16 protein-coding genes are annotated in these 20747 nt (G+C 60.7%); 11 read left to right on the forward strand and 5 right to left on the reverse strand.

Features of this window, described 5'->3' with window-relative positions; genetic code table 11:
- Positions 1-90: 90 nt before the first annotated feature.
- The gene (locus tag HMPREF1494_RS10025) at positions 91-1239 is read right to left on the reverse strand and encodes a quinone-dependent dihydroorotate dehydrogenase (protein WP_034522627.1); all 1149 of its coding nucleotides are present in this window, start codon (positions 1237-1239) and stop codon (positions 91-93) included.
- Between the two features lie 357 nt (positions 1240-1596).
- On the opposite strand from HMPREF1494_RS10025, the gene HMPREF1494_RS10035 reads away from it, so the two are divergent.
- The 4 genes from HMPREF1494_RS10035 to galK all read left to right on the forward strand — a co-directional run bounded on the left by HMPREF1494_RS10035 (position 1597) and on the right by galK (position 6158).
- Positions 1597-2397 carry a polyprenol monophosphomannose synthase gene (locus HMPREF1494_RS10035; RefSeq protein ID WP_034522634.1) on the forward strand — a complete coding sequence of 267 codons (801 nt, stop codon included), beginning with the start codon at positions 1597-1599 and terminating at the stop codon, positions 2395-2397.
- Between the two features lie 419 nt (positions 2398-2816).
- Positions 2817-3620, forward strand: coding sequence for a DeoR/GlpR family DNA-binding transcription regulator (locus tag HMPREF1494_RS10040; protein ID WP_003838985.1), 804 nt, complete (start codon positions 2817-2819; stop codon positions 3618-3620).
- A 5-nt stretch (positions 3621-3625) separates the two neighbouring features.
- Entirely contained in the window at positions 3626-4876 is a 1251-nt protein-coding gene (gene galT / locus HMPREF1494_RS10045) for a galactose-1-phosphate uridylyltransferase (RefSeq protein WP_034522637.1), read from the forward strand.
- Positions 4877-4907: 31 nt separating this feature from the next.
- Entirely contained in the window at positions 4908-6158 is a 1251-nt protein-coding gene (galK, locus tag HMPREF1494_RS10050) for a galactokinase (RefSeq protein WP_034522639.1), read from the forward strand.
- Positions 6159-6313: 155 nt separating this feature from the next.
- On the opposite strand, the gene HMPREF1494_RS10055 is transcribed toward galK, so the two are convergent.
- The 3 genes from HMPREF1494_RS10055 to alsE all read right to left on the reverse strand — a co-directional run bounded on the left by HMPREF1494_RS10055 (position 6314) and on the right by alsE (position 9517).
- The gene (locus HMPREF1494_RS10055; RefSeq protein ID WP_051404761.1) at positions 6314-7513 is read right to left on the reverse strand and encodes an MFS transporter; all 1200 of its coding nucleotides are present in this window, start codon (positions 7511-7513) and stop codon (positions 6314-6316) included.
- 128 nt (positions 7514-7641) lie between these two features.
- Positions 7642-8640, reverse strand: coding sequence for an allose kinase (gene alsK, locus HMPREF1494_RS10060; protein WP_003838991.1), 999 nt, complete (start codon positions 8638-8640; stop codon positions 7642-7644).
- Between the two features lie 178 nt (positions 8641-8818).
- Entirely contained in the window at positions 8819-9517 is a 699-nt protein-coding gene (gene alsE / locus HMPREF1494_RS10065; RefSeq protein ID WP_003841089.1) for a D-allulose 6-phosphate 3-epimerase, read from the reverse strand.
- A 199-nt stretch (positions 9518-9716) separates the two neighbouring features.
- Here alsE and HMPREF1494_RS10070 point away from each other — a divergent pair, with 199 nt between their 5' ends.
- From HMPREF1494_RS10070 to HMPREF1494_RS10085, 4 genes are all read left to right on the forward strand, one after another.
- Positions 9717-10958 (forward strand): ROK family protein, encoded by a 1242-nt coding sequence (locus HMPREF1494_RS10070; protein WP_192917644.1) that lies wholly within the window; start codon positions 9717-9719, stop codon positions 10956-10958.
- A 217-nt stretch (positions 10959-11175) separates the two neighbouring features.
- Positions 11176-12675, forward strand: coding sequence for a DHA2 family efflux MFS transporter permease subunit (locus tag HMPREF1494_RS10075; RefSeq protein ID WP_231495409.1), 1500 nt, complete (start codon positions 11176-11178; stop codon positions 12673-12675).
- 114 nt (positions 12676-12789) lie between these two features.
- Entirely contained in the window at positions 12790-13062 is a 273-nt protein-coding gene (locus HMPREF1494_RS10080; protein ID WP_003839000.1) for an ACT domain-containing protein, read from the forward strand.
- A 22-nt stretch (positions 13063-13084) separates the two neighbouring features.
- A complete protein-coding gene (locus tag HMPREF1494_RS10085) occupies positions 13085-14449 on the forward strand; it encodes a PFL family protein (protein WP_003839002.1) in 1365 nt (454 codons plus the stop codon).
- A 70-nt stretch (positions 14450-14519) separates the two neighbouring features.
- Here the strand turns inward: HMPREF1494_RS10085 and HMPREF1494_RS10090 are convergent, their stop codons facing one another.
- A complete protein-coding gene (locus HMPREF1494_RS10090) occupies positions 14520-15206 on the reverse strand; it encodes a tRNA (cytidine(34)-2'-O)-methyltransferase (protein ID WP_003839003.1) in 687 nt (228 codons plus the stop codon).
- A gap of 59 nt (positions 15207-15265) precedes the next feature.
- On the opposite strand from HMPREF1494_RS10090, the gene HMPREF1494_RS10095 reads away from it, so the two are divergent.
- The 3 genes from HMPREF1494_RS10095 to rpoB all read left to right on the forward strand — a co-directional run bounded on the left by HMPREF1494_RS10095 (position 15266) and on the right by rpoB (position 20732).
- The gene (locus HMPREF1494_RS10095; protein ID WP_065468091.1) at positions 15266-16198 is read left to right on the forward strand and encodes an A/G-specific adenine glycosylase; all 933 of its coding nucleotides are present in this window, start codon (positions 15266-15268) and stop codon (positions 16196-16198) included.
- 79 nt (positions 16199-16277) lie between these two features.
- Positions 16278-16931 carry a hypothetical protein gene (locus HMPREF1494_RS10100; protein WP_003839008.1) on the forward strand — a complete coding sequence of 218 codons (654 nt, stop codon included), beginning with the start codon at positions 16278-16280 and terminating at the stop codon, positions 16929-16931.
- 240 nt (positions 16932-17171) lie between these two features.
- Complete coding sequence (gene rpoB / locus HMPREF1494_RS10105) at positions 17172-20732, forward strand: DNA-directed RNA polymerase subunit beta (protein WP_034522649.1); 3561 nt, start codon at positions 17172-17174, stop codon at positions 20730-20732.
- The last annotated feature ends 15 nt before the right edge of the window (positions 20733-20747 follow it).

The raw sequence follows: 20747 nt of genomic DNA on the forward strand, positions 1-20747 counted from the left end.
TCAGGGATTCGTCCGAACAATTCCGACAAGCGCTATGAGGGCATGCCGTCCTCCTGCGATTGCACGTACTCGCCTTACATACGTGTTTATCTACGCATCGATGCCGACGGCTTGGCTGACGTGATCGAAGCCGTCCCGTTTCAGCAGTTCGGCAAGGCCGCGTTTCAACACGGTGATCTGCTGTGGACCGCGATACATCAGGGCGCTGATGAACATGACCAGGCTTGATCCGGAACGGATCTTCTCGTAAGCCTGCTGTGGCGTGAAGACGCCTCCAATGCCCGCAATGGCGAAACGTTCGCCGTATTCACGGTAAGTCTGCCTGATCATCGCATTGCTGGCCGCATAGCAAGGGGAGCCGGACAGGCCTCCCTCCCAATCACGCGGTATTTCCATACCGGTGCGGTCCTTCTGCAGGTTCGCAATCGACAGGCCCTGCACGTTATGCTCGGCGAGCACATCAAGCAGATCCTTGAACTCGGCCCAGCTTTTGTTCAATGGCAACTTTACGAGTGTCGGCTGGGGATGATCGATCTTGTCAAGCTCGGTGAACAGCCTGTCAAGCGCTTCCGGGCTTTCGTTGAACGGTTCTCCGGCCTTCGTGTTCGGGCAGGAAATGTTCACCTCCACCATGGCGGAACGGCCTGCGGCGCGACGCATCGACATGCAGTAATCCTCGATGCCTTCGTCGAGGTCGCCGGTCTTATCGTCGTTCGTTCGGGCGATGGAGATCGACACCTGCATGCTCTTCGCGTCGTGCCAGGCGTGCTCGGCGCGTGGAATCACCTGCTCCGAACCATCGTTGGCGAGACCGACGTGCACCATCATCGAATCGTACTCAGGCAGGCGATGGAACCACGGCTTTTCGTTGCCGGGGCAAGGGCGCGAGGTGGTGGAGCCTACCGTTTCGAAGCCGAAACCGACGCTATCCATGAGCACGGGCATTTCGCAGTTCTTGTCAAGGCCTGCGGAAAGGCCGAACGGATTGGCGAAGTCGATGCCCATCACGTTCGTTTCGAGCACCGGATCGGTGTAGTTGAGCATTTCGCGGCACAGCCACATGAGCGGCGGGATGTTTTTGGTGACTTTGCAGAATTCGATCATTTGATCATGCGCCACGTCGGGTTGGTGGTTGAAGACGAAATACGGTTTGATGACGTGCTTGTATCCGAAGGTGAAAAGATCGGTGGTGGCCTTGTTCACCGCGTCGTGCCAAAAATTCTCAGAAACATATCCCATGGTTCACTATTTTCGCACCGTTGGGGAGGATTCTTCAACCTAGGTCAGGATAAATATGGCTGAGAGCGGTGGGCTTGACGTCATTTTGGGTTGGATGTATGGCGGCGGACGGTTTGTGGGGGTGTGGTTGTTGGGTAGTGGTTTGGTTCTCTTGGGTGTGGGCCTTTGGTCGGGTGTTGTGGGGGTGTGGTTGTTGGGTAACGGTTTGGTTCTCTTGGGTGTGGGCCTCCGGTTGGGTGTTATGGGGCTCTGGTTGTTGGGTAATGGTTTGGTTCTCTCAGGCGTGAGCCGAATGGTCTCGTTGTTTCCGATGTTCAATGCTATGGTGAGTTGGATGTTGCGTGAGGAGGTGCGGCTATGGCGGAACGGGTCTGCGTGGTAATGCCCACCTATAACGAGTTGGAGAACCTGCATCCGACCGTCGGCGGGATTTTCGCATGCCGACCGTCGGTCGAAATCCTAATCGTCGACGACGGCTCTCCGGATGGAACCGGCGAGGAGGCCGATCGCATGGCTGCGGAAGATCCGCGCATCCACGTGCTGCACCGCGCAGAAAAGAACGGTCTCGGACCAGCCTATCTGGCCGGCTTCGCGTGGGCGCTGGAGCGTGGCTTCGACGTGGTTTGCGAGATGGACATGGACGGCTCGCACCGGCCTCAGGATCTTCCGAAATTATTGGAAGCGCTCGCGGTGGAGGGGCCGTGCGATGACATTGTTGCGGAACCGGGCGACGGGCGATCGATTGATCACAATCGTGGGATTGCGGCCGGTGCCGTACCGGATCTGGTGATCGGCTCGCGTCGTGTGGACGGCGGGCGTACGGAAGGATGGTCTCCTTTCCGTGATTTCATTTCACGTAGCGGATCATGGTATGCGCGGACGATGCTGGGGATTGGCGTGCGCGATATGACCGCAGGTTTCCGAGCCTACCGCGCATCGATGTTGCGTTCCCTGGATTTGGACGCGATTGAAGCGAACGGCTACGTGTTCCAGATTGACATGACCCGTCGCGTGGCGGCCGCGGGTGGAACAATCGTGGAGGTGCCGATCGTGTTCCCCGATCGGGTGCGAGGCAAATCGAAAATGAGCAACGCCATCGTTATCGAGGCGATGCGTCGCGTCACCGTCTGGGGCTTGCAGCGACTGTTCCATAAGTGATCCGCATCCCCAAGCCATTTGATTCGCATACGAAGCGAGAGCCGCTTGGCTGCACGGGTGTGCGGTCCGTGGATTTGATGTGCACGCAGGATGGAGTGAGTGGCGGCGGAACGGTTACGAGTGCAGGAGCGGGTTTCGTACGGGCGAGAGGGTGGAATCGTGGCGCCGTCCGGGAAGCTGCTCACGTCAAGGCGGGCTTCGTACGGGCGGGGGTGGAGTAATGCCGATCGGTCGGGTGTCGGGACTCTGTGGCTACACGGATATGCCTGCGTTCAGTGCGGCGGAGTGGGTGTGAAACTCAGGATACTGCGTGCGCTTTTGTGCGATTCGACCATGTTTGCTTATCGTTTCGTCGTGAAAAACGCGCGAAACGCTCATTCCGGTTTTTATTTTGAGTGAACGTGTGCGATAATGTTCGAATGATATCGTCACAACGTCAGCATCTGATACTGAGCCGGTTGCGCACCCGTGGTGCGGTGCGTATTACCGCGTTATCCAAGGAATTGGGCGTTTCCGCCATGACCATTCGCCGCGATATCGCCGATCTGGCCGACAAGGGCCTTCTCAAACGCGTGCACGGCGGTGCGGTCACCACCAGCACGTTGCTGAGTGAGCCGCTGTTCTCTGTAAAGTCGCAGATGGACATCGGTCTCAAGGACGCCATTGCGCAGGAAGCCGTCAAATACGTGGCCCCCGGTGACGTGATCGCCATCGGCGGCGGCACCACCGCCTACGTGTTCGCACAGCATCTGCTCGAATCGCAGCAATCCTCCGGAATCACCATCCTGACCAACTCCATTCCCGTGGCGGAACTGGTGCAGGCGCTGGAATCGAAAGACGTGGAAGTCATCGTAACCGGCGGCGTGACCACCCGTTCCAACTCGCTGGTAGGCCCGATCGCCGACAAGGTGGTCGCCTCCCTGCGCGTCAACACCGTATTCCTGGGCACGCATTCCGTGTCCATTCCACGCGGCTTCCTCATGCCGAACTCGCTTGAGGCCGCGACCGATATGGCATTGATGGACATTGCCGATCGGACGATAATTTTGACCGATCACACCAAGTGGAGCTGCACGTCGTTGTCGCTGTTTGCACGCTTCGACCAGGTTGACACGGTCATTACCGATGATGGACTCGATCCCGATTCGGTTGGGAAAACAAGGGATTTGGTTAAAGAGCTCGTGCTGGCGCACCAGACCGAGCAGATGCAGGAAAGTGAGTAATCACCATGAGTGAATTCGCAACCTATGCTCCTGGAGAATATGCGAAGGAACACATCCGTATCACCCCGACCACGCTTGCCGATGGCCGTGACTTCTTCTATCTCGACGACGATCCGGAATACGTTTCCGGTGCCAAGACCCGCGAACTGAACGATCCGCGTCAATTGGCCTACCGTTTCTCCAATCAGATCAACGCGGCCGGCGAGGAAGTGCCGTACGCCGCTCCGGAGATGCGCCGCGACCCGCTGACCGGCGATTGGATTCCGATGGCGACCGCGCGTATGAACCGTCCGATCACCGCCGGCCCCGGTGCCACCGCCAAGGGCAATCCGCTGGCCGCACGTAAGCCGGGCGACCCGTACCAGGATGGCGAAGTGCCGGACACCGACTACAACGTGGTCGTATTCGAGAACCGTTTCCCCTCGATGGTGCGTGTGCCGGGCCGTTCCGAGGCCGTGGAATACGTCGACGGCAACCCGCTGTGGGAGAAGAAGCTTGCCGCCGGCCGCTGCGAAGTGATCTGCTTCGATCCGGACGAAGATGGCCTGCCGGCCGATTTGCCGGTCTCCCGTCTGCGCACCGTCGTGGAGGCATGGGCCTTCCGTACCGCCGAAATCTCCAAGATCGACGGCATCGAACAGATCTTCCCGTTTGAAAACCACGGGCAGGAGATCGGCGTTTCCCTGGCTCACCCGCATGGTCAGGTCTACTGCTACCCGTTCATCGCGCCGAAGATGGAAGCCGAGCTGCAGCATACCGAGGCCTATCACGAGAAGACCGGCGGCAATCTGCTCAAGGACCTCATGAACGCCGAAATCGAAGCCGAGGAGCGCATCGTCATGCGCAACCACAGCTGGGTCGCCTATGTGCCGGCCGCCGCACGTTGGCCTCTCGAGGTGCATGTGGCCCCGGTGCGCGACGTGCTCACCCTCGACGAGCTCAACGATCAGGAACGCTGGGACCTCGCCGTGATGTACTCCACCCTCTTGAAGCGTGGCAATGCGTTCTTCGACAAGGGCGATGGCAAGGGCATGGACCTGCCGTACATCGCCGCATGGCATCAGGCTCCGATCCACGACGCCCGTCGCGGGAACTACCGCCTGAACCTGCAGTTCTTCTCCTTCCGCCGTGCCGCCAACAAGATCAAGTATCTGGCCGGCTCCGAATCCGGCATGGCCGCCTGGGTCTCCGACACCACGCCGGAACTCATCGCCAAGCGCTTCCACGAGCTCGGCCCGATTGACATCGAAGGCTGACCGGAACCAATACGAGCATAAGGACACACCAATGACTGATGTTGAATTCATTGAGCCGCTCTCGCACGACGAGGGCGTGAAGATCGCCGTCGATCTGTTCAAGGCCGTCTACGGAGAGGAGCCGACCGGCGTATGGGCGGCCCCGGGCCGTGTGAACCTGATCGGCGAGCATACCGACTATAACGCGGGCCTGTGCCTGCCGATCGCGTTGCCGCATCGCACCTTCATCGCATTGAAGCCGCGCGAAGACACGAAGGTACGCGTGGTTTCCGACGTGGCGCCGGATGCCGTCGCCGAAGCGGACCTCGATGGCCTGACCGCCGGCGGCGTGGAAGGATGGGCCGCCTATCCGGTAGGCGTGGCCTGGGCATTGCGAGAAGCCGGCTTCGATACGGTGAAGGGCTTTGACGCCGCCTTCTCGTCTTGCGTGCCGCTGGGCTCTGGCCTGAGCTCCTCGGCCGCCATGACCTGCTCCACCGCACTGGCGCTCGATGACGTGTACGGTCTGGGCTATGGATCCACCGATGCCGGCCGCGTGACCCTGATCAATGCGGCCATCAAGTCCGAGAACGACATGGCCGGCGCATCCACGGGCGGTCTCGATCAGAACGCCTCCATGCGCTGCTCGTTCGGCCATGCGATCCGCCTTGACTGCAAGCCGGGCCTGTCGGCCGTGGAAAGCGTCGAACCGAAGGAATTCGATCTCGACAGGTACGGTCTGGAACTACTCGTACTCGACACCCGCGCCCCGCATCAGCTTAACGATGGCCAGTATGCGCAGCGACGCTCCACCTGCGAGCAGGCCGCCGAGATTCTCGGCGTCGCCAATCTGCGCGTTACCGCCGAAACCGTTGCGGCCTCTTCCGATTCGAATGCCGCATTGGCGGAGGTGCTTGGCAAGCTGGAAGATGAAACCATGAAGAAGCGTGTACGTCACGTCATCACCGAAATCGGCCGTGTGGACCAGTTCGTGGATGCTTTCGCCGCAGGTGACATCAAGACGGCCGGCGATCTGTTCAACGCTTCGCACGATTCGTTGCGCGACGATTATGAGGTTACCGTGCCAGAGCTCGATACCGCCGTCGATGTGGCCCGCGCCAATGGTGCGTACGGCGCCCGCATGACCGGTGGCGGCTTCGGTGGCTCAATCATCGCATTGGTCGATAAGGGTCGTGGCCATGAGATCGCCCAGAAGATAGCCGACGAATTCGAAGCCAAGGGCTTCAATGCCCCGCGTGCCCTGCCGGCATTCGCCGCAGCCGCCGCGAGCCGCGAAATCTAAGGCCGCAATCACATGGGATTGTCCCCGGTAGATACGTTCCGATAACGGCATTGTCGGGCATTGCCGGGGCGATTCCCTGTGACAGGCGAAGTGCAATCGCGCACGGTCCTCCGAAACGAGTTTTTCGGAGGACCGTGCACGAAAATCGACTGCGGCTATTTGCGGATCAGATGATAGGCGGCATAAGCGGCGGCGATGACCAACAGCACAATGCCATACACCAGATACGGCTGGCTCAAGGCGAAACCACCGACTAGTTTCAACGTGTATGGAGCGGTGAAGGCGCCGAGATTGCAGCCGACCAACACCACCGACGTGCACAGCGTATCCGAACCCTTCGGGCAGACCTCGGAAATCTGGTTGAACGTATACGAAATCATGGTCGGGTAGGAGATTCCGGCAATCATTGCGCCTGCGCACAGCACCACGAAATTCGGTGCGAAGTAGATCACCAGCGAACCTGCGGCAAGCGCCGCGAGGCCGACGGTCAGGGTCTGTGCTTGCAGGGCCTTATTGATGAAGCCGAAGGCGAAGCCCATCAGCATGCCGCCGATGGTCATAACGCTCAGCAGGGTGGAGGCCTGCTGGATGGTACCGAAACCGGAGTCGGCGATTACCGATGACAGGCGTGTGGTCAGGCCGACGTACATGGTCACGGCGGCGATCAGGAAGACGGTGATTAGCAGAATCGGACCGTTCACCGACTGCTTGACGGCATCGGAATCGGCGGAATCCATGGCAGCGTCCGTCGGAGCGTCCGGTTCCTTCGGCACGAAGGCGACGAACAGAATCAGAATCGGCACGGCCAGCAGGTAGACGAGGAACGAGCTGTTCCAGCTGAGCAGCACTAGGAATCCCGCGGCGAGCGTCATCAGCGACTGGCCCAGCGATTCGAAGGCGGAACGGAACCCCATCAATGTGGCCTTTTCGTCGCCGGAGAAGAATTTGGCGATCATGGAGACGGCCAGCGAGTTGATCAGGCCGAATCCGACGCCGAGGCCGATGCGTGAACCCATGATCACCCAGAAATTGCCGGTGAAGAGGAACGGGATGATACCGAAGATGGCGGCGATGACCAGACCCGCGGTCACGGTGGCCTTGTCGCCGATTTTACGGGCGATGAAACCGGAGGCGATGATCATGATGATCATCGAGAACGAGGGCACGGTGCTCAACAGTTCGACGTTGGCACGCGGCTGGTCGGGAAACTGCTTGATGAGCGCCGGCATCACGCCGGAAATCGCGTTCGACGAGGTGAGCAGCAGGGAAATGGAAAGCAGGGAGAATTTCATCAGCGGGCCATATCCGCTACGGGTGGCGGAGGTGCCGGCCATGGAAGAGGTTGCGTTGGTCATGTTGCGTCCTTACAACAGGAATGTTCTATATTGTCGGTTGGTGATCGTCTGTGATTATTATGCCCGGACGAAGCCCGTAAGAAAGGATGAAACGGGTTCCGTCCGGAAGAATGATGAGAGGGAAGCCGTCAGATCTGCTCGAGCGCGCACAGGGCCGCGCCGATTACGCCGTCGTATTTGCCGGGGATGGTGTAGACGATCGGCAGATCCTCGGCCGGGTACGGCTTGCGGGACATGCGCTTGATTTTCTCTTCGAGTCGCTGCTTGGGGAAGCCTTTCATCTGCGTCACGCCGCCGCCGATGATGATTTTCGCCGGATCAAGCAGATTGATGACGGTCGAGAAGGTCCAGGCGAGATGCTCCAGCCAGTCGTCGATGAACTGCTCGTCGCCATACTCGCTGAACGCGTCGTCGATGGAGGCGCCCGGATGGTGCGCTTCGAGCTCACGTACCAGTGCATTGCCGGAGGCGGCCGTTTCGGAGCAGCCTTCCAACCCGCAGCCGCAGGTCCTGCCGGTCGCCTCATAGATGTGACCGAGTTCTCCGGCCACGCCGTGCAGGCCGGCCAGAATCTTGCCGTCCACCGCCAGTGCGCAGCCGATTCCGGTGCCGACATAGCAGCCGAAGGTCACACCTTCGAGATTCTGCAGATTCAGGCGTTTCGCGTCGTACCGGATGATCATGTTCACGTCGCGGTCGATGAACACCGGTACGCCGAAGCGGCTCAGTCGTTCCGGCACGTTCACGTTGTTCAGTCCTGGAATGAACGTGGTCTGCAACACTACGGTGCGGGTGGCGTCGACGACGGACGGGAAGCCGACGGAAATCGCCTTCAGCTCGTATTTGCCGTCGAGCATTTCGGCAAGATAGCCTTCGAGATAGTCGGCGAGCTTGGTCATCGGATCGCTGCCGCTCAGAGCCTCCTGCGAACTGACGCGACGGGAATCGACGAGTGCACCGAGAGCGTCGACCAGGCCGACGCGCAGGTTGGTGCCTCCGATGTCGATGCCAAGCACGACCGGGGTCTTCAACGTGGCGGAATTGACCGGGCTGTCGGCGGTGGCGACGATCGGCTCGTTGTTGGCGATTGCGGTTGCGGTTGCCGGAGTTGTATCGATGTTGTTCATGGTTGCTCCATTGCAAGGGAAGGGTTGGTGGAATCGATGTGGCCGTACCGGGATGTCGCTACGGCTGAGGGTGACGCAGAACCGTTCCGAATTTGGATGAAAGGTATGAAGGAGAGGGAACGGCCCTGCGCCAAGTGATGATGGGGAGGAGTCGCCGCGACGGATTCGACGGACCGAATCAGTCTTCGGCCGGCAGCGTCTCGCCGGTGGTGCGTTCGTAGTTGGCGCGCATCTTGGCCCAGGCCTTGTCGAGATCGCGGTCGAGCGAGAACAGGCCGGAATTGCCCAGGATGAACGTTTCCGCGCCGGCGTTGCGTAGTTTGGCGAACGTCTTTTCGCTGCACGAGCCGTCGATCTGGATTTCGTAATCCAGGCCGTGGTCGGACTTGTACTTGGCCGCCTGCTCGATCTTGGCAAGCATTTCGTCGATGAACGGCTGGCCGGCGAAGCCGACGTCGATGGTCATCAGCGTGAGCAGATCGACGCGTTCGATCAGTGGCAGAATCGATTCGAACGTGGTCAGCGGGTTCACCACAAGACCGGTGCCGCAGCCCAGTGCGCGGATCGAATTCATGGTGCGGAAGGCATGCGTGTTGAGCGTTTCGGCATGGGGTGAGATCACGTTCACGCCGACCTGGGCGAGCGGCTCCAGCCAATAGTCGGGGTCGGTGGTCATCAGATGCGCTTCGTTGCGTACGGAGCTATGCGGCAGCACCCACTTGAGCCATTCCGGGCTCAGGGAGAGGTTCGGAGCGAAATGGCCGTCCATGATGTCGAGATGAAGGGAATCGGCATGCTGGCTCAGCGTGCTCACCTGCTCGCCGGCGATGGAGAAGTCCATGCACATCAGCGAGACCGCAAACTTTGGGGTTTCCATATCGGGTCCTTTCTTATGATGGCTGTCTTCGTCGGTACCAACACGGGGAAGCTGCTGCGCTTGCGCCGTTTTCCTTAAGGTGGTTCTTACGATACGATTTCGATTAATGTGGTTCAACGACAGATTTATGCAGCAATTCGACATTAATCTGTCGTATGTCGAAAGCATTGGAATCTCAACGATTTTTGAAAGGATTGCGATGAAGCGGTCTGCAATATCGTCGACGAAACAACAGTGGCGTTTCACCCTGCCGGACCGGCCGTGGACGTTGGCCGTTACCGGCAGCGAGCTGCCGAGCGAAGTCGCGCTGCTGGTCTCCTCCGGTAAGGCGAACAGCAAGGCCGAGTTGGTGCGTGAAACCGGTTTGGCCCGATCGACGGTGTCGTCATGCGTGGACGGGCTGCTGCGTAGGGGAGTGCTGACGACTTCCGGCGTGATCGCAGTGGACCGTGGACGCCCTGCGGAACGACTGGTGATCGACGATCGGCTTGGTCTGATCGCCGTGGCCGACGTGGGCGCCCGGCACACCATGCTCGGCATCGCCGACATGAACATGCGGCTGCTTGCACACGAATGGCATGTGATTTCGATAGCCGACTACACTCCGGAGGATTTTCTGGCCTGGGTGAGCGAACAGCTGTGGCGCATGGCATCGGCGGTGAATGCCGACCTGCCGTTGCGGCATGCCGTATTGTCGCTGCCTGCGCGCATCGACATTCGTGAGGATGCGCCGATCCGTCCGCCGATCATGCCCGGCTGGGATGCGTTCGATGCGGTGCGGCACATGCAGGACGCGCTTGGCTGCCCGGTTGGTGTGGAGAACGACACCAATATCCGCGCGCTGGGCGACGCGGCGATGCTGCCCGAAGACGAGCGGCCGATCATCGAAGTGAAGATAGGCACCGGCATCGGCGGCGGCATCATCGTCAAGGACGGGCGCATCTTCCACGGATTCGACGGATCCGCCGGGGAAATCGGGCATACGTCATATGATCCGCGCAATCGGAAACGATGTGCTTGCGGGCAGACCGGATGCTTGGAAACACAGGCATCCGTACCGGCCATGCTACGGCGTATGCAGGCGCTTTCGCCGACCGCCGACGAGCCGGACAGCGTGGAACAGCTCATCGAACGGCTGCGCGACGGCAATCTCGGTGCCGAGCAGGCGGTGCGTGAGGCAGGCGAGGCGATCGGCATCATGGTGGCGACGCTGTGCAACGTCCTCAATCCGAGGCATGTCATCGTCGGCGGGCTCATCGTGGAGGCGAGCGACGAGCTGCTCACCGCCATCCGCACCACCGTATACAGGACCGCACGCCCGCTGACCACGCGCAACCTGAGCATCGGTCGCAGTCCGCTCGGACGCTTCGCCGGTCTGGCAGGCGGCATCGTGCTCGCCACACAGGAGACCCTGTCGCCGGAACGCCTGTACAACGCGTGAGGCATCAATGGAAAACGCAGGCGACACGCCGGGCGAACTTACGAAGAATCGGGATCCATGGTAGCTTGACGGCTGTTTGAATAACCGCATGGCTTAGCCGAAATATCAGGCTTGGCCATGCGGTTTTTTGTTGCCCGAAAACGGGCGGTTCGCGAATCGAACGACCGTCCCGCAACACGGGCCAATCACACCTATTGCCGTCGAGAGAGGAAAGACGTTGTCCGAAAGCATGGCAACGCAGCAATCGCAAGTCATCATGCGTCCGCAAGGAATCGCGGTGCATGCGCAATCACAGGAGAAAGAACGCTTCGCACACCCGCATAGGGTGATGCTCGGCCTATACGTCGGCGCGTTTTTGGGCATGCTGTCCGAAACGTCCATGAACATCGCGCTGCCGGATCTGTGCGACACGTTCGGCATCACCACCGGCATCGCACAGTGGATGGTCGTCGGCTACATGCTCGCCATCGGCATCGTGTTGCCGTGCGTGGGCTTCCTGCTCAAATGGGTCAAGGCGAAGACCCTCGTGCTGGTCGCGCTCTCCTGCTTCCTCGTCGGTTCCTTGCTTTCCGCAGTGGCGCCGGCGTTCGCGCTGGTGCTTGCCGGACGAATCATCCAAGGCATCGGCACCGGCATCGTGTTGCCGACCATGTATGCGGCCATCATGCGTGTGTTCCCTCCGCAGAAAATCGGCGCCGCCAACGGTGTGGCGGGTCTCGTGATCATGTTCGCTCCGGTGATCGGCCCGACCTTGGCCGGTCTGATCATCGGCGCCTTCTCCTGGCGTGCGATCTTCATGCTGTTCGCCGTCGTCGCCGTCGTCGCCATCGCCTGCACTGCGGCCACGTTCGTCACGCCGATCGAAACGACCCGTCCGAAGGTCGATGCCTTGTCGGTGCTCGCATCCGTGATCGGGTTCGGTTGCCTGGTGGCCGGTGTGAGCCTCGTCGCCGACATGGGATTCTCACCGCTGGTCGTGGCGCTGCTGGTGATCGGCGTACTGGTCGTCGCATGCTACGCATACCGTCAGCTGCACATTGCCAACCCGGTGCTGGATCTGCGTGCACTCGGCATCGCTTCGTTCCGTACACCGGCCCTGATGGTCACCTGCTCGTTCGCCTGCACGTTGGCGATCATGTACCTTGCTCCACAGGAGCTGCAACGTGGCCTGGGACTGAATACCTCCGTAGCCGGCATGCTGATGCTCGCCGGTGGTGTGGTCAATGCGGTGTGCTCGTTCCTGACGGGCCGCTGGTACGACCGTGTCGGGGCACGTCCGCTGGTGAGCGCAGGTGCGGTCATCGGTATCGTCGGTTCCCTGCTGTTCCTTGCGATTGGCGCGACTACGGCGCCGGTGTTCTTCATTCTTGCGCATGTGGTGTTCATGATTGGCATTCCGTTGATGCAGCAGTCCGCACAATCGGCCGCGCTGAAGGGATTGCCGCGTGAGCTTGCCGCCGATGGTTCCACGATTCTGAACACCATGCAGCAGGTGTTCGGCGCAATCGGCACGTCCATCGCCACCTGCCTGCTCGGCATGGGTTCCGGCGCAAGCGAGGCGGAGGGCTTCGTGGCCGGTTCCCGCTACGGCTACGTATTCGGCCTGGTGCTGATCGTGGTCGTGCTCGCGTTCTCCTTCTTCCTGAAGGAGGCAAGGATGCCTCGCGCTAGGATCCGACGAGGCCGGCATGGCGAAACGAGCCGTCTCACAATGTAAGGCGATCGCTTGAAAGGCACGTGTTTTGGCACGTGCCTTTTCTATACTTGGGGTCACGTCCGGCATTTGCCGAGGCGGCAGCTGGATATTCGTACCTAACGTTTAGGGAGTTCCATGAACAAGGCAATCATCACCGTCGTCGGTCAGGACACTGTCGGCATCATCGCACGCGTCTGCACCTATCTGTCCGAACATCAGGTCAACGTGCTCGATATCTCTCAGACCATCATCGACGGTTTCTTCAACATGATGATGATTGTCGACTATTCCAATGCCGACAAGGAATTCGGCGAGGTCGTGGACGACCTCGAAAAGCTCGGCGACGAGATCGGCGTGCGCATCCGCTGCCAGCGCGAAGAGATCTTCACCAAGATGCACCGCGTCTGATAGGGGAGAAAAGGAAACACCTATGCTGAATATCATGGAGGTCCACGAGACCAACCAGATGATCGAGCAGGAGAAGCTCGACGTGCGCACCATCACCATGGGCATCAGCCTGCTGGATTGCGCGGCCGATGACGTCGATACCGTCTGCGACAACATCTACAACAAAATCACCACCTATGCCAAGGATCTCGTGCCGACCGGCCAGGCCATCGAACGCGATTACGGCATTCCGATCGTCAACAAGCGCATCACCGTCACCCCGATCTCGCTGGTCGGCGCCAGCTCCTGCAAGAGCTCCGACGACTTCGTGAAGATCGCGCACGCGCTCGACCGGGCGGCCAAGAAGGTCGGCGTCGATCTGATCGGCGGCTACTCCGCGCTCGTGTCGAAGTCCATGACCCCGGCCGAGGAGATGCTCATCCGCTCCCTGCCGAAGGCGCTGTCCGAAACCGACATCGTATGCTCGTCCGTCAACGTGGGCTCCACCAAAACCGGTATCGACATGAATTCCGTCGAACTGCTCGGCCACATCATCAAGGACATCGCGCACGCCACCGCCGACAACGACTCCTATGGCTGCGTCAAATTCGTGGCGTTCTGCAACGCTCCGGACGACAATCCGTTCATGGCCGGCGGCTTCCATGGCGTGACCGAAGGCGATGCGGTGATCAACGTCGGCGTTTCCGGTCCGGGCGTGGTCTCCCGTGCGCTCGACGAGGCCAAGGGCAAGGATTTCGAATTCCTGTGCGAAACCATCAAGCGCACCGCGTTCAAGATCACGCGTGTCGGCCAGCTGGTGGCGCAGGAGGCATCCCGTCGACTCGGCGTGCCGTTCGGCATCATCGACCTGTCGCTCGCGCCGACTCCGGCCGTGGGCGATTCCGTCGGTGAAGTGCTCGAGAAGATCGGCTTGGAGCAGGTCGGCGCTCCGGGTACCACTGCGGCGCTCGCCATGCTCAACGATCAGGTGAAGAAGGGCGGCATCATGGCGTCCTCCTATGTTGGCGGCCTGTCCGGCGCGTTCATTCCGGTTTCGGAAGACAAGAACATGATCGATGCGGCATCCAATGGCTGCCTGAAGATCGAGAAGCTCGAAGCCATGACCTGCGTATGCTCGGTCGGCCTTGATATGATCGCCATTCCGGGCGATACCACCGCTTCGACGATTTCCGGCATCATCGCCGACGAGGCCGCCATTGGCATGGTCAATCAGAAGACCACCGCCGTGCGCGTGATTCCGGTCGAAGGCAAGGGCGTCGGTGAGATGGCCAACTTCGGCGGACTGATGGGCTACGCGCCGATCATCCCGGTGAACCAGACGTCTTGCGAGGCTTTCGTGACCCGCGGCGGCCGAATTCCCGCGCCGATCCACTCGTTCAAGAACTGACGTTCTCCGAAAACAGAGCCCGGCCTTCCTTATGCGGAGGGCCGGGCTCTGTTGCGTTCATATACAGTTTTTACTTACCGCCGATAAAATTCAACTGACGCCACGCCTCATAGATGGCGATGGAGGCGCAGTTCGTCAGATTCAGGGAGCGCAGGCTCGGCCGCATGGGCAGGCGAACCTGTTCGGCCACGTGAGGGCCGGCCATAATATCCATCGGATCGGGAATGTCGCCCGGCTCCGGGCCGAACAGCAGAATATCGGTCGGCTTGTATTCGATTTCCGTGTACAGCTTGGTGGCATGCGCGGTGAACGCGATGATGCGCGAATTCGGCATGGACTGCACCAGATTGTCGAAATCCGGATGCAGCACCACATGTGCCATGTCATGGTAGTCAAGGCCCGCACGGCGCAGCTTCGTATCACGAAGATTGAAACCAAGCGGCTCCACCAAATGCAGGATCGTGCCGGTTACCGCGCACAGGCGGATCGCGGAACCGGTATTGCCCGGAATACGAGGGGAGTAGTAGCACAGATGCGGTGTGGAGGTTTCGGCCTTGGCTGCGTCTTCGGCCGACAGCATCGCGTCGACCACGGAAATCGGATTGCCATGCGCGTCGGTCACCAACTCATCCGGACCGTAATTCGACTTACGGTAGCCGTATTCGAACATCTTCTCGACCTTGGCCTCCGCGTTCCGCGTGGCGGTCTGTGCAGCTTCTGCGCCCTGAGCTTCAAGGGCACGCTCTTCATTCGTCATAAATGCTAAGAATAGAAACGATGAACGACACGAACACTTCAGCCGAAACCATGCCCTCCATGCCGGAAGACGGACATGACGGAGATGCCGGTATGGTGGCCGAATCGCTTGCCGAATGGTGGCATGAATCCGCCCGCGATCTGCCGTGGCGATTCGGACGGGCCACGCCGTGGGGCGTGCTCGTCTCCGAAGTGATGAGCCAGCAGACCCAGATGAGTCGCGTCGTGCCGTATTGGCAGGCATGGATGGAACGTTGGCCGGATGCGGCCGCGCTCGCGGATGCGTCCAAAGCCGATGTGATCACCGCTTGGGGTCGTCTCGGCTACCCGCGCAGGGCCTTGCGTCTGCAGGAATGCGCGCGAATGGTGGCAGACGATTACCATGACGATCTGCCGCGTACCTACGACGAGTTGGTCGCCCTGCCTGGGATCGGCGACTATACGGCCAGTGCGGTGATGAGCTTCGCCTATGGTGAGCGGATCGCCGTGATCGATACCAATATTCGACGTGTGCTCTCGCGGGTGTTCCTCGGCGCCGAGTCGAGAGGAGGGGCGGCAAGCCCTGCGGAACGTGCGTTGGCGAACAGGGTGTTGCCTGAGGATTCCGCCGCACGATGTCGTGGATTCGACCGGCCATCCGTGGTGTGGAATCAAAGCGTCATGGAATTGGGCGCGGTGATCTGCACGGCGAAAAGCCCGCTGTGCGAACAGTGCCCGGTCGCTGCCGAGTGCATGTTCCTCGCCAACGGCCGTCCTGGATTGGGGGAACGGCGCACGCGTCCCCGTCAACGGTTCCGAGGTACCGACCGGCAGGTGCGCGGGCTGGTGCTGAACGCGTTGCGGGGACTGCCGGATGGGCGAATCGCAATCGATCGCAAGGACATCGAGGCACTGTGGTCCGATCATATCCAGCTCGACAAATGCATTGCGTCGCTTGACGATGACGGCCTGATCGAAATGTTGCCGGACGGCAGTGTGCGGCTGCCGTGCTGACCTTCGTGGACGGACGTGGTTCCGTCCGCAATGGCGGAAACCCGAGCAACCGAACGTCGGCAAGGTAGACTGGGGAATCATGGCACAGAAGAATTCCGCGAAGACGACCGTCAAACGCAAACGCAGCAAAAAGCAGCAGGCGATGTTCCGTCGTCGCCGCATCGTCGTCGGCATCGCGGCGCTGATCGCCATAATCTTCGTCGTATTCTGCATCTACTCGGTCTCGCAGGGCATCGTCGCGGTCAATCGTGAGATTCACCACGACGACGTCTATGCGATCTCCAAAAAAGAGGTGCCGTCGCCTTCCGAGGACGAGAAGAAAAGCGGAGTGCCGGATTGCGGCGCATCCAACGTGTCGCTGTCGTTGACGCCGGCGTCGCAGAGTTTCGGTGTCGGCGGCACCCTTGATTTCACGACGACGGTCAAGTATGACGGTTCCAGCAAGGTCGGCTGTCTGGTCGACGCGTCGACCTCCGGCGTGGTGCTGACGATCAAATCCGGCGATGACGTGATCTGGAAATCCAATGTATGCCCGGCTGATCAGGATCTGCGGCTGATCGCCACGGGCGACAAAATCCAAGGCACGATCACGTGGCCGGGCGATCGCACCGGATCCGAATGCGCGGATGATTCCACGTTGCCTCGCGTCGACCGCGGCACGTACGTGGCGCAGCTGACCCTTGCCGGCCATGCCAAGGCCAAATCCGACCCCGTCACGGTCACCGTGGAGTAGTTCGCGCGATTCTCCCTCCGCGGCTTCGTGCCGGCCTGCTCATACGAGGGGAAACGGCATCGGGTACGAATCCGGAAAATCTTTAGGATATGGTATTCTGTTGACTTTGCGTAAGATGCATGTCATATAGCGGGCATGCTGACAAGGAAGAAGCACCCGCGTATTAGGCATATGGTGGCCAATGAGAGCGCTTCCGGGGAAACATATCGATACGATTAAGCGAGCGATAAGGAACGTCCATTGGCTGAGGCTACGACGAACACCACCACCATCATCGCACGCGCCGACCAGCATGACATTGATCTGCATAAGGCGTCGGACCGTGTGAACTTCGGCTCCATCCGCGAGCCCATTGATGTACCCTACCTGCTGGGTGTACAGACTGACAGCTTTGATTGGCTCATCGGCAGCGAACGCTGGAAGCAGCGCGTCGAGGAGGATCTGGAAAACGGCACCAACACCGTACCGCATACCTCCGGTCTCGACGAGGTCTTCCAGGAGATCTCCCCGATCGAGAACTTCGCGCAGACCATGAGCCTGACCTTCTCCGATCCGTATTTCGAGGAGCCGCGTCACACCGTGCAGGAATGCAAGGAGAAGGACTACACCTACTCCGCACCGCTGTACGTGAACGCCGAATTCGAAAACGGCGACACCGGCGAAATCAAGTCCCAGACCGTGTTCATGGGTGATTTCCCGCTGCAGACCCCGCACGGCACCTTCATCATCGGCGGTACCGAGCGAGTGATCGTATCCCAGCTCGTGCGTTCCCCCGGCGTGTACTTCGACCGCAGCCAGGACCGTACCTCCGACAAGGAGATCTTCGGCGCGAAGATCATCCCGAGCCGTGGCGCATGGCTCGAGTTCGAGATCGACAAGCGCGATGTGCTCGGCGTGCGTGTGGACCGCAAGCGTAAGCAGTCCGCCATCGTGTTCCTCATGGCCATCGGCATGACCAAGCAGGAGATCGCGGACGCGTTCAAGGATTACCCGCTGGTCATGGACGCCCTCGCCAAGGAGACCGTGGACACCCAGGAAGCGGCCCTCACCGATCTGTACCGCAAGATCCGCCCGGCCGACACCGCCACTCCGGAAGCCGGCCGCAATCTGCTGGACTCCTTCTACTTCAACACCAAGCGCTACGATCTGGCCCGCGTCGGCCGCTACAAGATCAACCGCAAGCTCGGTCTTGAGAAGGACGTCAACGACCGCAGCCTGTCCCGCGAAGACATCATCGCCACCATCAAGTACCTGGTCACCCTGCATGCGGGCGAGGCCAAGTTCCCGGGCAAGCGTGACGGTCAGGACGTGGATCTGCGTGTGGATGTCGATGATATCGACCACTTCGGCAACCGTCGTATCCGTCAGGTCGGCGAGCTGATCCAGAACCAGCTGCGTACCGGTCTGAGCCGTATGGAGCGCGTGGTGCGCGAACGCATGACCACGCAGGATCCGGAGGCCATCACCCCGCAGTCCCTGATCAACATCCGCCCGGTGAACGCCACCATCAAGGAATTCTTCGGCACCTCCCAGCTGTCGCAGTTCATGGATCAGAACAACCCGCTGGCCGGCGTGACCAACAAGCGCCGTCTGTCCGCACTGGGCCCCGGCGGTCTGTCCCGTGACCGTGCCTCCATGGAAGTGCGAGACGTACACCCGTCCCACTTCGGCCGCATGTGCCCGATCGAATCCCCTGAAGGCCCGAACATCGGTCTTATCGGCTCCCTGGCAACCTTCGGCCGCATCAACCCGTTCGGCTTCATCGAGACCCCGTACCGCAAGGTCGTCAACGGTCATGTGACCGACGAGGTCGAATACATGACCGCGGATCGCGATGCCGAGCACGTGATCGCCCAGGCCAACCAGGAGCTCGACGAGAACGGCAACTTCGTCAAGAGCCAGGCCCTTGCCCGAGTCGGCGAGGAAGAGGCAGTCGATGTGCCGGTCAGCTCCGTCGACTACATGGATGTGTCCCCGCGCCAGATGGTGTCCGTCGGTGCCTCCCTGATTCCGTTCCTGGAGCACGATGAGGGCCACCGAGCGCTGATGGGTACCAACATGCAGCGTCAGGCCGTGCCGCTGATCCAGTCCGAGCGTCCGCTCGTGGGCACCGGCGCCGAATGGCGTGCCGCAGTGGATTCCGGCGACGTGATTCTGGCCGAGAAGCCCGGCGTCGTGACCTACGTTTCCGCCGACATCATCCGCACCATGAACGACGACGGCACCACCAGCTCCTACAAGCTGGCCAAGTTCCAGCGTTCCAACCAGACCACCTGCTACAACCAGGTGCCGCTGATCCACGACGGCGAACGCGTGGAAGCCGGTACCGTGCTGGCCGATGGCCCGGCGACCCAGAAGGGCGAAATGGCCCTGGGCAAGAACCTGCTCATCGCCTTCATGCCGTGGAACGGCTACAACTACGAGGACGCCGTGATCATCTCCCAGCGTCTCGTGCAGGATGACACCCTGAGCTCCATCCACATCGAGGAATACGAGATCGACGCCCGTGAAACCAAGCTGGGTGCCGAAGAGATCACCCGCGACCTGCCGAACGTCGGCGAGGATGCGGTGGCCAACCTTGACGAGCGCGGCATCATCCGCATCGGCGCCGAGGTCGAGGCCGGCGACATCCTGGTCGGCAAGGTCACTCCGAAGGGCGAGACCGAACTGACCCCGGAAGAGCGTCTGCTCCGCGCCATCTTCGGCGAGAAGAGCCGCGAAGTGCGTGACACCTCGCTGCGCGTGCCTCATGGCGAGACCGGTACCGTGATCGCCGTCAAGGAGATCACCCGCGAGGACGCCGAGGAGGACGGCGACGAGCTGCCGAACGGCGTGAACCAGATGATTCGCGTCTACATCGCACAGCACCGCAAGATCACCCAGGGCGACAAGCTCTCCGGCCGCCACGGCAACAAGGGTGTCATCTCCCGCATCCTGCCGGAAGAGGATATGCCGTTCCTGGCCGACGGTACCCCGGTCGACATCATGCTCAACCCGCTGGGCGTACCTTCTCGAATGAACCTTGGCCAGGTGCTCGAGCTGCACCTCGGCTGGATCGCCCACGCCGGCTGGGACATCTCCCTTGACCCGGATGCCGAAGCCGCTTGGAAGAAGTTCGTGCCGCAGGGCGCCGAAAAGGGCGCTCCGGGCACTCCGGTGGCGACTCCGGTGTTCGACGGCGTGCGTCAGGACACCTTGAAGGGCCTGCTTTCCTGCACCCTTCCGGACCGTGACGGCAACAAGCTGGTCGGACCCGACGGCAAGGCGACCCTGTTCGACGGACGTACCGGCGAACCGTTCCCGAAGCCGATTTCCGTGGGCTACATGTACATGCTGAAGCTGCACCATCTGGTCGACGACAAGATCCACGCCCGTTCCACCGGCCCGTACTCCATGATCACGCAGCAGCCGCTGGGTGGTAAGGCGCAGTTCGGTGGTCAGCGCTTCGGCGAGATGGAAGTGTGGGCCCTCGAGGCCTACGGTGCCGCCTACACGCTGCACGAGATGATGACCACCAAGTCCGATGACGTCGACGGCCGCGTGCGCGTGTACGGCGCCATCGTGAAGGGCGACAACCTGCCGCCGGCAGGCATCCCAGAATCCTTCAAGGTGCTGCTCAAGGAAATGCAGTCCCTGTCGCTGAACGTCGAGGTGCTCAACGCCGAAGGCGTGGCCATCGACATGAAGGACGAGGACGACGACCCGTCTTCCGCCTCCGACGACCTGGGCTTCAACATCGGTGCTCGCCCTGATGCATCCGCCAAGGAAGAACAGGTAGTGGAAACCCCTGAATTCCAGTGATTCCTCGGACCGTCA

It is taken from the genome of Bifidobacterium sp. MSTE12 (assembly GCF_000513015.1).
GTDB lineage: Bacteria > Actinomycetota > Actinomycetes > Actinomycetales > Bifidobacteriaceae > Bifidobacterium > Bifidobacterium dentium.